Below are 12,526 nucleotides of genomic sequence, written 5' to 3'. Positions count from 1 at the left end.
ACGACACCGTGACACCCTCGGAGGAGTCAGCACCATGAGCAGCACGCACTACGACGTCGTCGTCCTCGGCGCCGGCCCCGGCGGGTACACCGCGGCCGTCCGCTCCGCCCAGCTCGGCCTGAAGGTCGCCGTCGTCGAGTCGAAGTACTGGGGCGGGGTCTGCCTGAACGTCGGCTGCATCCCCTCCAAGGCCCTGCTGCGCAACGCGGAGCTCGCGCACATCGTGACCAAGGAGGCCAAGACCTTCGGCATCAAGGTCGAGGGCCAGGTGACCTTCGACTACAGCGAGGCGTTCAAGCGCAGCCGCACCGTCGCCGACGGCCGCGTCAAGGGCGTCCACTACCTGATGAAGAAGAACGGCATCACCGAGTACGACGGCCGCGGCACCTTCGTCGACGACCACACCCTGCAGGTCGCCCTCAACGGCGGCGGCTTCGAGGTCGTCACCTTCGACCACTGCGTGATCGCCGCCGGTGCCACCACCCGGCTGCTGCCCGGCACCAGCCTGAGCGACCGCGTGGTCACCTACGAGGAGCAGATCCTCACCGAGGACCTGCCCGGCAGCATCGTCATCGCCGGCGCCGGCGCGATCGGCGTCGAGTTCGCCTACGTGCTGCACAACTACGGCGTGCAGGTCACCATCGTCGAGTTCCTCGACCGGATGGTGCCGCTGGAGGACGCCGAGGTCTCCGCCGAGCTGGCGAAGCAGTACCGCAAGCTCGGCATCCAGGTGCTCACCTCGACCCGGGTCGACTCGATCGACGACAAGGACCCGGCCGCCAAGGTCAAGGTCACCGTCACCGCCAAGGACGGTCAGCAGCAGGTGCTGGAGACCGACAAGGTGCTCCAGGCGATCGGCTTCGCCCCGCGCGTGCACGGCTACGGCCTGGAGAACACCGGGGTCAAGCTCACCGAGCGCGGCGCGATCGCGGTCGACGGCCGCGGCCGGACCAACGTCCCGCACATCTTCGCCATCGGCGACGTCACCGCCAAGCTGATGCTGGCGCACGCCGCCGAGGCGATGGCCGTGATCGCCGCCGAGACCATCGGCGACGCGGAGACCATGGAGGTGGACTTCGCGATGATCCCGCGCGCCACCTACTGCCAGCCGCAGATCGCGAGCTTCGGCTACACCGAGGCGCAGGCCCGCGACCTGGGCCACGACGTCAAGGTCGTCAAGTTCCCGTTCACCGCCAACGGCAAGGCGCACGGCCTCGGCCACCCGATCGGCTTCGTCAAGGTCATCTGCGACAACACCCACGGCGAGCTGCTCGGCGCCCACCTGATCGGGCCCGAGGTCACCGAGCTGCTGCCCGAGCTGACGCTGGCCCAGCAGTGGGACCTCACCGTGCACGAGGTCGCCCGCAACGTGCACGCCCACCCGACCCTGGGCGAGGCGGTCAAGGAGGCGATCCACGGACTGGCCGGCCACATGATCAACATGTGATCGCACCCTTCCGGTACCGGGCCCGTCCGGCGGGGGTCACCCCCGCTCGGCGGGCCCTTCCCGTCCGCTCCTCTCCCCGTCGACCGCAGCCCCGTCGGCGCCGGTCGAGGGGAGGAGGGTGTGCGGCAGGATGACCGGGTGACCGACACCATCCTCAACCTCTGGCGCCGGCAGCTCGGGACCGTTCCCGGCGAGGTCTGGGAGCGCACCGACCTGACGGTGCTCATCCTCGCGGAGACCGGCATCACCGAAGTCCCGCCCGCCGTCGGCCGGCTGCACCGGCTGCGCACCCTCGACCTCGGGCACAACCGGATCGCCGAGGTGCCGCCGGAGATCGGCGGCCTCACCGGCCTCACCGACTTCCTCTACCTGCACGACAACGCGCTCACCGCGCTCCCGGAGGCCCTCGGCCGGCTCACCGCGCTGCGCTACCTCAACGTCGGCGAGAACCGGATCACCGGACTCCCCGAGGCCCTCGGCGCGATGGCCGGCCTGGTGGAGCTCCGCGCCCAGCACAACCGGCTCACCACGCTGCCCGGCTCGCTCGGCGGCCTGCGCGCGCTGCGCGAGCTGTGGCTGCGCGGCAACGCGCTGACCGCCCTGCCGGAGGCCTTCGCCGACCTCACCGAACTGCGCGAGCTCGAACTGCGCGAGAACGCGTTCCCCGAGGTGCCGCCGGTGCTGGCCGGGCTGCCGCTGCTGCGCCGGCTCGACCTGCGCGGCAACCGGATCACCGGCCTGCCGCAGTGGCTGGCCGATCCGGCGGCACTGCCCGCGCTGGAGAAGCTGGACCTGCGCTGGAACGCGGTCGAGCCGGCCCCCGCACTGCTGTCGGCGCTGGCGGCGCGCGGCTGCGTGGTGCTGCGCTGAGGTCACGCGGGCGGGTCCGTCCGAGGAAAACCGCTCGCCCGCCGGGGCGTTCGGGTGTTAGCGTCGTTCCCATGAAGCGCGCTGCAGCCGTCCTCACGACGACGCCGGAGAGAGTCCCGGCGCGCTGACTGCTGACCTAGTCCGAAGCCCCGGGGCGAGTGCCCCGGGGCTTCGCCGTACCGGTCCACTCGCCCGCCGACCCGAGTGGAGACCACCGCCATGAGCAGCAACCCCGTCGCGGCCGAGGCCGCACCCCAAGCAGCGCCCGGGTCCGCCCCCGACCACCGCCGGCTCGGCCGTGAACTCGAACTCTTCGGCACCGACCCGCTGATCGGATCCGGCCTCCCGTACTGGCTGCCCGACGGCGCCGCGATCCGGCACACCCTGGAGGAGTTCATCCGCGGCCGCGAGCGGCGCGCCGGCTACCAGCACGTCTACTCGCCGGTGCTCGGCAAGCGCGAGCTGTACGAGATCTCCGGCCACTGGCAGCACTACCGCGACGACATGTTCCCGCCGATGGACCTGGGCGCCGAGCAGGTCGTGCTGCGGCCCAGCCTCTGTCCGCACCACGCCCTGATCTACCGCTCGCGCGCCCGCAGCCACCGCGAACTCCCGCTGCGGATCGCCGAGCTGGGCGGCATGTACCGCTCCGAGCTGTCCGGCGTGCTCGGCGGGCTGACCCGGGTGCGGGCCATCCAGCTGAACGACGCGCACGTCTTCTGCACCCCGGAGCAGGCCGCCGACGAGGCGGTCGCGGCCCTGGAGCTGATCGGCGAGGCGCACCGCGTCCTCGGGATCCGGCCGGTCCGCCACCGGCTCTCGCTGCCGGGCGCGGGCGGCAAGTACGTGGCCGACCCGGCGCTCTGGGAGCGGGCCACCGCACTGCTGACCGAGGTGCTGCGGCGCTCCGGGGTGCCGTTCGAGGCGGCGGAGGGGGAGGCCGCCTTCTACGGGCCGAAGATCGACATCCAGATCGCCGACGCCGCCGGGCGCGAGTCCACCCTCTCCACCGTGCAGATCGACTTCCACCAGCCGGAGCGGTTCGGCCTGCGGTACACCGGGCCGGACGGCGCCAAACACCGTCCGGTGATGGTCCACCGCAGCGTCATCGGCAGCGTCGAGCGGGTGGTCGCCCACCTGATCGAGCTGTACCGCGGCGCCTTCCCGGCCTGGCTGGCGCCGACCCAGCTGGTGCTGCTGCCGCTGTCCGAGGGGGAGCGGGAGCGGGCCGAGCAGGTGCGCGGGCGCTGCCTCGACCGCGGGTTGCGGGTCGAGGTCGCCGGACCGGAGCGGGGCAGCCTCGGCGCCCGGATCCGGGAGGCCCGGCTGGTCCCGTACCAGGCGGTCATCGGCCCCCGGGAGGCGGCGGACGACCTGCTCGCGCTGCGCCTGCGGGACGGCCGCCGGCCCGAGCCGCTGCCGGTGGCCGAGGCGCTGGCCCGGATCGGTGCGCTGGTCGACGCCTGCGCACCGGAGCTGTGGGACGCGTGCGAGCCGGTCCCCGGCGCCGAGAGGCGGTGACGGCGGCCCGGGCCCGCCGCCGGGGCGTCGGTAGGACGGGAGCCGACCGCCGCCGCGTCCTGGTCACCGTCACTGTCACTGTCACTGTCACTGTCACCGGCGACGGCCGCGCACCCCTCAGCCGGACGGCAGCGGGCGGCGGGCGCCGGCGAACTCGCGGGACCAGCGCGGGAGGTCGAACACGCCCTCCAGCCGGGCCACCAGGGTGCCGGTGTGCTCGGCGTGGATCATCGCGCCGTCCCCGGCCCACAGGCCCACATGGTGCAGCGGCGCGTCGGGGCGGGAGAAGAACAGCAGGTCGCCGGGGAGCAGCGCGGACGGCTCCACCGGGGCGGAGCGGTGGTACTGGGCGACGGTGTAGTGCGCCAGCTCGACGGCGCCGGCGCTCGCCCGGTACCAGCAGTGCAGCGACAGGCCGCTGCAGTCGTAGCCGACCGTGCTCTCGCCCAGGCACCGGCCGTCGAGGTAGCCGTTCTCCTCGTCGCAGAAGCCGAGGCTCGCGCCCAGCCGGTCCCCGCCGCCCCAGGCGTACGGCACCCCGATCTGGGTGGCGGCCACGGCGGCGACCCGGCGGCCGAGCGGGAGGTCCTGGCCCCCGTCGTGCGGACGGGCGGCGGCGGGCCCGGCGCCCAGGGCGGGGGCGAGGCCGGCCCCCAGGGCCAGTCCCAGCACCCGGCGGCGGCCCCAGGCCCTGGTGAGGTGCGGGAACGGCACGTGAACCCCCTCGGTCGTCGGCGAACCACCAGGATCCCGGCCGGAGCGGGCGCCCCGCCATCACCCGCACCGGTGAATTCGCCGGCCGGCGGCCCCGATCCGCCGGGGCCGCCGCCGGAAATCGATTGACGGCCCTGCGGGCGGTCCCAACGATGGGGCGCGGTACGACCGAACGACCATCCGGGAGGGACCCATGAGCAGTTCCGTCAGGCTGATCCGCAACCACCGCCTCACCCAGGCCGTCGACTACGCCTACGCGGCCGCCGTCGACGCGCCGGTCCGCTCGCTCTGGCTGGCCGGCGCCTGTCCGCTGGACGCCGAGGGGCGCACCGTGGCGGTGGGCGACTACGCGGGCCAGGCCCATCAGGTGATGCGGAACCTGGTGACCGTCCTGGAGGACGAGGGCGCCGCGCTCACCGACCTGGTGCGCACCACGGTGTACGTCGCCTCTTCCCGGCAGGCCGACCTGGTCGCCGTCTGGGACGTGTACCGCGCGTACCTCGGTGAGCACGACGTGCCGAGCACCCTGCTCGGCGTCTCCGTGCTCGGGTACGACGACCAGCTCGTCGAGGTGGAGGCGGTCGCCGTGCTGGGCTGACGGCCGGTGCCCGGGGCGCCGGACCGGGGTGACCGCTCGGTCGGTATCCTCTGACACCGCGTGTCCGGGGTCCCACCGGGGAGCGCCGCCGGGCCGGCCGGTGGCCCCGGGTAAGATACGGGCTGTTTGGTTTTGTTTCGGTGTGTGGGCGGGGGTGGTCGTGGTGGCGCGACAGGAGCGGGCGTTGCGGACGCGGCGGCTGATTCTGGAGGCCGCGGCCTCGGTGTTCGACGAGTGCGGATACGAGCGGGCCACCATCGGCGAGGTGGTCGCCCGGGCCGGCGTCACCCGGGGCGCCGTCTACTTCCACTTCGCCTCCAAGCGTGACCTGGCCCAGGGCGTCATCGAGGAGCAGTTCGAGGCCGAGGCCGTGCCGGAGCGCCCGTGCAAGCTCCAGGAGTTCGTGGACACCGGGATGGTGGTCACCCACCTGGCGCCGATCGACCCGCTGGTCAGCGCCGGTGTGCGGCTCTCGGTGGACCAGGCCGCGGAGGGCCACCTGGGGTTCGACGCCGCACCGGGGTGGATCGCCCGGCTGGAGCGGCTGCTGGTCGCCGCGGGCGAGCGGGGCGAGCTGCTGCCGCACGTGGTGCCGGCCGACACGGCCGGGCTGATGACGGCGTCGTGGGTGGGCGTCCAGCTCCAGTCGCAGCGGTTCACCGGCCGGGCCGACCTCGCCGACCGGGTCGCCACGCTGTACCGGCACCTGATGCCGAGCATCGCCGTCCCCGGCGTACTGGCCTGCCTCGACCTGGCGCCGGACCGCGGCGCGCGGGTGTACGCCGAGATGGTGGCCGCGCGCGGCGGGTCCGCGCCGGAGGGCGCCACCGCCACCCGCGAGGCCGGCGAACCCGCCGAATGATGCGGCGCGTCCGGTTTCCTGGGCCCGGAGGCCCCTCCGGCGGCGATTGCGGAACGTAGTCACCGCCGCCCGCCGAAGGGGCGACGGCCCGTCAGAGGGACGTCGGCGGCGCGGTGTTGACGGTCCGCCGGGTGCGGCGACTCAGCGCGCGGCGGGCCGGTCCAGCGCGCGGAGGGCGTCCAGCACGTCCAGGCCGAGGTCCGGGGCGGCGTCCTCCGGCAGGCTCACCGAGACCCGGGTGGCCAGGCCGGAGTACCGGCGGTGGATCTCCCGGGCGGCCTCCTCGACGGTGCCGGTGACGGCGAAGGTGTCGAGGACCCGGTCGTCGATCAGCGCGGCCATCTCGGGCCAGCGGCCGCGCAGCGACAGCCGGTGCAACTCCTCGTGCAGCTCCTCCCAGCCGTGCAGGGCCAGCACCGGGCGGTAGGCGGGCGTGGAGGCGTAGAACGCGAGCCGCTCGCGGACGGCCGCCGTGTTCGCCCGCAGCTCCTCCTCGGTGCGCCCGGTCGCGGTGAGCACGCTGCCGACGACCTCGAAGGGCCGCCCGGTCCAGGCCGCGCCCTCGGCCTCGGCCCGCCCGCGCTCCTCGGCGAGGGCGGGCAGCACCTGCCGGGTCAGGTAGTCGACCGAGGTGAAGGGGTGGCTGAGGAAGCCGTCCGCCACCGCGCCCGCGGTGCGCACCATCAGCGGACCGACGCCCGCCAGCAGGATCCGCGGCACCCCGGCCGGGACGGGGTCGGGGGAGAAGACCGGCGTCATGACGGTGTGGGTGTAGAAGTCGCCCCGGAAGCGCAGCCGTTCCCCGGTCTGCCAGCTGTGCCAGATCGCCCGCACCGCGTGGACGTACTCGCGCATCCGCGCGGCCGGCCGGTCCCAGGGCATCCCGAAGCGCTTCTCGATGTGCGGCTTGACCTGTGAGCCGAGCCCCACGACGGCCCGCCCGCCGGAGGCCGCGTGCAGGCCCCAGGCCTGGTAGGCGAGCGTCATCGGGGTCCGGGCGAGGGCCACCGCGACTCCGGTGGCCAGTTCGATGGAGCTGGTGCGGTCGGCGGCGCGGGCCAGCTGCAGGAACGGGTCGTAGGCGGTCTCGGAGACCACCAGCCGGTCCGCGCCCCGCCGTTCGGCCTGCTCGGCGGCGTCCAGGATGCCGGCCGGGTGCGCGGGGGCGAGCGCGTCGAGGAGGAGGGCGGGGGCCTGGGGGCGGTCCATGGGGCGGGCTCCTGAGGGGTGGCGGGTCCGGCGGCGGGGCGGCAGTGGTGTCAGGGGCGGGGCCAGTGCCGCCCGTCGAGCCGCTCGATGCCGGTGTTGAAGCGCCGCAGGAACGCGGCGAAGGTCTCGATGTCCGCGGCGGACCAGTCCTCCATCACCAGGCCGAGGGCATGGGCGTGCGCCGCGCGGTCCTCGTCGAGCCGCCGGTCGCCCTCCTCGGTGATGCGGAACTTGCGGGCCAGTCCGCCCTCCGGGTCGGCGATCCGCTCGACCAGCCCGGCCCGGGTCATCGCGGCGGTCTGCCGGTTGAGGGTGGAGACGTCGAGCCCGAAGGCGTCGCTGAGCTCGCCGATCGACATCGGGCCCTGCACCCGGATCCGGCTGAGCAGGATGTACGCACTGCGGTCGAGCCGGCTGCCGTGCGGCCGGGCGCCGGCCGGGCTCAGGTAGTGGTGGCGGCTGAGCACCATGTACTCGAACGCCACCTCGTCCGTGGGGCCGTCCGGTCCGTTCGGTCCGCTGGGTCCGCTCATGGCGTCGTCCTTCCCGTCCCTGGCTTCGGCGCCCTGACCTGCGATGTTTCCGCACAGTATGGCAGGCGTGCGCACACCGGAGCTGATGTGCATCATGCATATAGTGTGTAGGATGCATATCCGTTGCCTGCCGCACGGACCCGAGGAGCCCCACCGATGACAGCCCCACAGACCGCCGCCCCCGACCGGACCAGGGGTGTCGTCGCCACGCTCGCCCTCACCGGCACGGTGGCGGCGATCATGCAGACCCTGGTCACGCCGCTGATCGGCGAGCTGCCGAAGATCCTGGACACCTCCGCGTCCAACGCCTCCTGGGTGATCACCGCGACCCTGCTGTCGGCCGCCGTGTTCGTGCCGATCAGCGGCCGGCTCGGCGATCTGCTCGGCAAGCGGCGGATGCTGCTGGCCTGCTGCGCCCCGCTCCTGGTCGGCTCGGTGATCTGCGCGCTGACCTCCTCCGTCCTGCCGATGATCGTCGGGCGCGGACTGCAGGGCATGGGCATGGGCGTGGTCCCGCTCGGCATCAGCCTGCTCCGCGAGGTGCTGCCGCCCGAGCGGCTCGGCTCGGCGATCGCCCTGGTCAGCGCCTCGATGGGGATCGGCGGCGGTCTCGGCCTGCCCATCTCGGCGGCGGTCGCCCAGTACACGAGCTGGCGCGCGCTGTTCTGGGGCGCGGCCGTCCTCACCGTGGCGATCGCCGCGATGATCCGCTTCCTGGTGCCCGCCCCCGCCACCGAGCCGGCCGGCGGCCGCTTCGACCCGCTGGGCGCGCTCGGCCTGGGCGCGGGCCTGGTCTGCCTGCTGCTGCCGGTCTCCAAGGGCGGGGACTGGGGCTGGACCGACGGGACGACGCTCGGCCTGTTCGCCGCCGCCGTCGTCCTGCTGCTGGCCTGGGGCGTGTGGGAGCTGCGGATCGCCGAACCGCTGGTCGACCTGCGGGTCACCGCCCGTCCGCGGGTGCTGCTGACCAACGCGGCGTCCGTGCTGGTCGGCTTCGGGATGTACGCGCAGGCGCTGATCATCCCGCAACTGCTTCAGCTGCCCTCGGCCACCGGCTACGGCCTGGGTCAGTCGATGCTGGCCATGGGCCTGTGGATGGCCCCGTCCGGTCTGATGATGATGGCCGTCTCGCCGCTCGGCGCCCGGCTCTCGGCGGCGCGCGGCCCGAAGTTCACCCTGGTCGTCGGCGCCCTGGCGATCGCGGCCGGGTACGGGCTGTCGATGCTCTTGATCGGCTCCACCTGGGGCGTGCTGATCGTGACGCTGGTCTGCAACGCCGGCGTGGGCCTCGCCTACGGCGCGATGCCGGCGCTGATCATGAGCGCCGTGCCGATGTCCGAGACGGCCTCGGCGAACAGCTTCAACACCCTGATGCGCTCGCTCGGCACCTCGGTCTCCGCCGCCGTGGTCGGCGTGGTGCTCGCCCAGCTGACCACCACCGTGGGCGGCCATGTGCTGCCCTCCGAGACCGGCTTCCGGGTCGGCCTGCTGATCGGCTGCGGCGTGGCCCTGGTCGCCGCGGCGGTGGCCGCGACCATCCCGGCGCCGCCCGCCCAGGCCGCCCCGAAGGCCGCCACCGGCGCGCCGCAGGGCGCCGCCGAGCGCGACGCCGCCTCCGCGTGACGGACTGGCGGACTGGCGGACTGGCGGACGGACGGACGGGCGCGGCGGTGGGTGCGGGTGCGGCGGGCAGGCTCCGTCGCACCCGCACCCGCACCGCCGCGCCGGCGCCCGACCGGCACGGTCGTGGTGCGCGAGTGGGTGACGGGGCGGGACGGGCTGCGTAGACTCGGTCGCCCTGTGCCGGACGAGTCCAGGAGCCCTCGCCATGACCTCGCCCTCTCCCAGCATCAGCGCCGGCAGCACCTCCGTGCCGCTGCTGGACCACACCATCGGTGCCGCGCTCGACCGCGCCGTCGCCGCGCACCCCGACCGGGAGGCGCTGGTGGACGTCCCGAGCGGGCGGCGCTGGACGTACCGGGAGCTGGCGGCGGAGGTGGACCGGGTCGCGCTCGGACTGCTCGGGCTCGGGGTGCGGACCGGCGACCGGGTCGGGATCTGGGCGCCCAACTGCCCGGAATGGGTGCTCACGCAGTACGCCACCGCACGGATCGGCGCGATCCTGGTGACCGTCAACCCCGGCTACCGCGCCCACGAGGTCGAGTACGTGCTGCGGCAGTCGGGGATCCGCACGGTCGTGGCGGTGCCGGGCTTCAAGACCTCCGACTACGCGGGCATGCTCGCCGAGGCGGGCCCGCGCTGCCCCGACCTGCGGGACGTGCTGCTGATCGGCTCGCCCGGGTGGGAGGAGCTGCTGGCGGCGGGGGAGCACGGCGACCGCGATCGTCCGGCCGCGATCGGGGCGGGGCTGAGCCCGGACGATCCGATCAACATCCAGTACACCTCCGGCACCACCGGCTTCCCCAAGGGCGCCACGCTCTCGCACCGCAACATCCTCAACAACGGGTACTTCGTCGGCGAGCTGTGCGGCTACACGGAGGCGGACCGGATCTGCGTGCCCGTCCCCTTCTATCACTGTTTCGGCATGGTGATGGGAAACCTCGCGGCGCTCTCGCACGGGGCCTGTGTGGTGATCCCCGCCCCCGCCTTCGAACCCGTCGCCACCCTTCGCGCGGTGGCCGCCGAGCGCTGCACCTCGCTCTACGGCGTGCCGACCATGTTCATCGCCGAGCTCAACGACCCGGGCTTCACGGACCACGACCTGTCCAGCCTGCGCACCGGGATCATGGCCGGCTCGCCCTGCCCGATCGAGGTGATGAAGCAGGTCGTCGACCGGATGGGCATGCGGGACGTCTCCATCTGCTACGGCATGACCGAGACCTCCCCGGTCTCCACCCAGACCCGCGCCGAGGACCCGCTGGAGCGGCGGGTCTCCACCGTCGGCCGAGTCGGCCCGCACCTGGAGGTCAAGGTGGCCGACCCGGAGACCGGCGAGACCGTCCCGCGCGGCACGCCCGGCGAACTGCGCACCCGGGGCTACTCGGTGATGCTCGGCTACTGGGACCAGCCCGACCGCACCGCCGAGGCGGTCGATGCCGAGGGCTGGATGCACACCGGCGACCTCGCGGTGATGGACGAGGAGGGCTACCTCAACATCACCGGCCGGCTCAAGGACATGGTGATCCGCGGCGGTGAGAACATCTACCCGCGCGAGATCGAGGAGTTCCTGTACACCCACCCGGACATCCAGGACGTCCAGGTCATCGGGGTGCCGGACGCCAAGTACGGCGAGGAGCTGATGGCCTGGGTCCGGCTGCGGCCCGGCGCGCCCGAGCTGACCGCCGAGGCGCTGCGCGCGTACTGCGCGGGCAGGATCGCCCACTACAAGGTGCCGCGCTACGTGCACCTGGTGGACGAGTTCCCGATGACGGTGACCGGGAAGATCCGCAAGGTCGAGATGCGCGAGCGGGCCGTCGGCCTGCTGGGCCTGGACGGGGCGGCCGGCATCGAGCACGCCTGACGACGTCCGACGGCGGGGGCGGGCGGCCGCGCCGCGCCCGGCCCCGAGCGCGGCGCGGGCGTCCCGTCAGAGCGCGGCGACCTCGGCCCGCAGGGCGGGCAGCGCGGCGTACATCGCGCCGCCGGGGCAGTCGGTGGCGAGCCAGTCGCGGTGGCCGCTGATCAGGTCGACCGGCTTGGTGACGCCGTTGACCGGGTTGACGAAGGTGACGTGGGCCTGCGGGTCCAGTCCGTGGGTGCGGGTCAGCAGGGCGAGCACCAGGGCCAGCGAGCGGCGGGCCGCGGCGGTGGGCTCCTGGCCGGTCAGGGTGCCGAGCAGGGCGACGCCGAGGTTGCCGGAGTTGAAGCCGGAGGTGTGGAAGGCGGTCACCACGTTGCCGTTGGCGTCGTGCGCCGGGAGGCCGTCGTCGCCGGACCAGCGGCCCTCGTAGATCCGGCCGGCCTCGTCGATGAGGAAGTGGTAGCCGATGTCGCCCCAGTCCTGGGTGACGGCGTGGTACTCGTAGATCGCCCGCACGGTGGCGGCCGGGTCGGCGTCCGCGTTCGGGGTGTCGGTGTGGTGCACCGTCAGGGTCTGCAGCGGGTAGTACTTGGCGGGGGAGTTCTCCGCGCCGTTCTTGAAGCGCTTGGACTCGTCGGCGCCCCAGGCGGCGCGGCTGAGGTACTCGACGCCGCAGAAGGTGACCGGCGCGGTCGGGGAGAGCGTGGCGGTGCGGGCCGGACCGTTGGTGGTGTCGAGGGCGGTGGAGCGCAGGTTGGCCGCGCCGTCGGGCAGCCGCAGGTCGTAGCCGACGGCCCCGCCGGCCGGGACGAGCACGGCCGCGCCCCGGGCGGCGCCGGCCGCCGCGGCGGGCAGGTCGGGGCCGCCCGCACAGCCCGCGGTGAGCGGCTGCCACGCGCCGGGGCCGGCGCCCTCGTGGTGCAGCCGGATGGCGCCGCCGCGCCGGGGGCCGTCCCAGCTGACGCCGACGTAGTGGATCGGGAAGTCGGTGCGGGCCCCGGCGGCCGCGCGTCCGGCCGCCGAGCGGGACCGGGTGGCCGGCACCGTGACGGTGCGGGCGGCCTGGGCGGCCGGTGCCTGGGCCGGGGCGGTGGGAGCGGTCGGGGCGCCCGACGCCGCGGCGTGCGCGGCCGGGGCGGCGGCGAGTGCGGCGGCGGTGGCGCCTATGGCGGTCACCAGGGTGCGGCGGCTGACGGCGGAGCTGGGCTCGGTCATCGGGATCCTGTCTCGGGGCGTGCGGGGAGCGCGTTCTGACTGCTCGGAAGCCGATCACGAATGTAGCGAAATGATC

The 12,526-nt window shown here is 74.1% G+C and carries 11 protein-coding genes; 7 read left to right on the top strand and 4 right to left on the bottom strand.

Translation table 11 applies throughout. From position 1 onward, the window contains the following. Positions 1-34 precede the first annotated feature (34 nt). The 3 genes from lpdA (at position 35) to thrS (ending at position 3,838) form a co-directional block, all read left to right on the top strand. Positions 35-1,447 carry a dihydrolipoyl dehydrogenase gene (lpdA, locus tag ACFCLZ_RS02920; protein WP_380283024.1) on the top strand — a complete coding sequence of 471 codons (1,413 nt, stop codon included), beginning with the start codon at positions 35-37 and terminating at the stop codon, positions 1,445-1,447. Positions 1,448-1,585: 138 nt separating this feature from the next. Further along, on the top strand, positions 1,586-2,317 hold the full coding sequence (locus ACFCLZ_RS02915) for a leucine-rich repeat domain-containing protein (RefSeq protein WP_380283023.1): 732 nt from the start codon (positions 1,586-1,588) through the stop codon (positions 2,315-2,317). A 219-nt stretch (positions 2,318-2,536) separates the two neighbouring features. Next, complete coding sequence (gene thrS, locus ACFCLZ_RS02910; RefSeq protein WP_380283022.1) at positions 2,537-3,838, top strand: threonine--tRNA ligase; 1,302 nt, start codon at positions 2,537-2,539, stop codon at positions 3,836-3,838. Positions 3,839-3,955: 117 nt separating this feature from the next. Here the strand turns inward: thrS and ACFCLZ_RS02905 are convergent, their stop codons facing one another. Then, positions 3,956-4,552, bottom strand: a complete 597-nt coding sequence (locus tag ACFCLZ_RS02905) for a C40 family peptidase (protein ID WP_380283021.1) — start codon at positions 4,550-4,552, stop codon at positions 3,956-3,958. Positions 4,553-4,745: 193 nt separating this feature from the next. Here ACFCLZ_RS02905 and ACFCLZ_RS02900 point away from each other — a divergent pair, with 193 nt between their 5' ends. After that, on the top strand, positions 4,746-5,150 hold the full coding sequence (locus ACFCLZ_RS02900) for a RidA family protein (RefSeq protein WP_380283020.1): 405 nt from the start codon (positions 4,746-4,748) through the stop codon (positions 5,148-5,150). Between the two features lie 163 nt (positions 5,151-5,313). After that, positions 5,314-6,012 (top strand): ScbR family autoregulator-binding transcription factor, encoded by a 699-nt coding sequence (locus ACFCLZ_RS02895; RefSeq protein ID WP_380283019.1) that lies wholly within the window; start codon positions 5,314-5,316, stop codon positions 6,010-6,012. Positions 6,013-6,153: 141 nt separating this feature from the next. Here the strand turns inward: ACFCLZ_RS02895 and ACFCLZ_RS02890 are convergent, their stop codons facing one another. Continuing rightward, positions 6,154-7,221 (bottom strand): TIGR03617 family F420-dependent LLM class oxidoreductase, encoded by a 1,068-nt coding sequence (locus ACFCLZ_RS02890; RefSeq protein ID WP_380283018.1) that lies wholly within the window; start codon positions 7,219-7,221, stop codon positions 6,154-6,156. Between the two features lie 50 nt (positions 7,222-7,271). Next, a complete protein-coding gene (locus ACFCLZ_RS02885; RefSeq protein WP_380283017.1) occupies positions 7,272-7,754 on the bottom strand; it encodes a MarR family winged helix-turn-helix transcriptional regulator in 483 nt (160 codons plus the stop codon). 156 nt (positions 7,755-7,910) lie between these two features. Here ACFCLZ_RS02885 and ACFCLZ_RS02880 point away from each other — a divergent pair, with 156 nt between their 5' ends. Further along, a complete protein-coding gene (locus ACFCLZ_RS02880; protein WP_380283016.1) occupies positions 7,911-9,377 on the top strand; it encodes an MFS transporter in 1,467 nt (488 codons plus the stop codon). 205 nt (positions 9,378-9,582) lie between these two features. Then, the gene (locus tag ACFCLZ_RS02875; protein ID WP_380283015.1) at positions 9,583-11,235 is read left to right on the top strand and encodes an AMP-binding protein; all 1,653 of its coding nucleotides are present in this window, start codon (positions 9,583-9,585) and stop codon (positions 11,233-11,235) included. A gap of 66 nt (positions 11,236-11,301) precedes the next feature. Here ACFCLZ_RS02875 and ACFCLZ_RS02870 read toward each other — a convergent pair whose 3' ends face one another. Next, complete coding sequence (locus tag ACFCLZ_RS02870; protein ID WP_380283014.1) at positions 11,302-12,450, bottom strand: peptidoglycan recognition family protein; 1,149 nt, start codon at positions 12,448-12,450, stop codon at positions 11,302-11,304. Positions 12,451-12,526 lie beyond the last annotated feature (76 nt).

Source organism: Kitasatospora purpeofusca (assembly GCF_042691725.1).
Taxonomy (GTDB): Bacteria; Actinomycetota; Actinomycetes; order Streptomycetales; family Streptomycetaceae; genus Kitasatospora; species Kitasatospora purpeofusca_B.
Note: the sequence above shows the minus strand (reverse complement) of the source record. Positions and strands in the feature narration are given on the sequence as shown.

What these genes read in the sequence shown, in the direction of transcription:
- lpdA (WP_380283024.1), top strand. Translation starts at nt 35, where the DNA reads ATGAGCAGCACGCACTACGACGTCGTCGTCCTCGGCGCCGGCCCCGGC.
- thrS (WP_380283022.1), top strand. Translation starts at nt 2,537, where the DNA reads ATGAGCAGCAACCCCGTCGCGGCCGAGGCCGCACCCCAAGCAGCGCCC.
- ACFCLZ_RS02900 (WP_380283020.1), top strand. Translation starts at nt 4,746, where the DNA reads ATGAGCAGTTCCGTCAGGCTGATCCGCAACCACCGCCTCACCCAGGCC.
- ACFCLZ_RS02890 (WP_380283018.1), bottom strand. Translation starts at nt 7,221, where the DNA reads ATGGACCGCCCCCAGGCCCCCGCCCTCCTCCTCGACGCGCTCGCCCCC.
- ACFCLZ_RS02885 (WP_380283017.1), bottom strand. Translation starts at nt 7,754, where the DNA reads ATGAGCGGACCCAGCGGACCGAACGGACCGGACGGCCCCACGGACGAG.
- ACFCLZ_RS02880 (WP_380283016.1), top strand. Translation starts at nt 7,911, where the DNA reads ATGACAGCCCCACAGACCGCCGCCCCCGACCGGACCAGGGGTGTCGTC.
- ACFCLZ_RS02875 (WP_380283015.1), top strand. Translation starts at nt 9,583, where the DNA reads ATGACCTCGCCCTCTCCCAGCATCAGCGCCGGCAGCACCTCCGTGCCG.
- ACFCLZ_RS02870 (WP_380283014.1), bottom strand. Translation starts at nt 12,450, where the DNA reads ATGACCGAGCCCAGCTCCGCCGTCAGCCGCCGCACCCTGGTGACCGCC.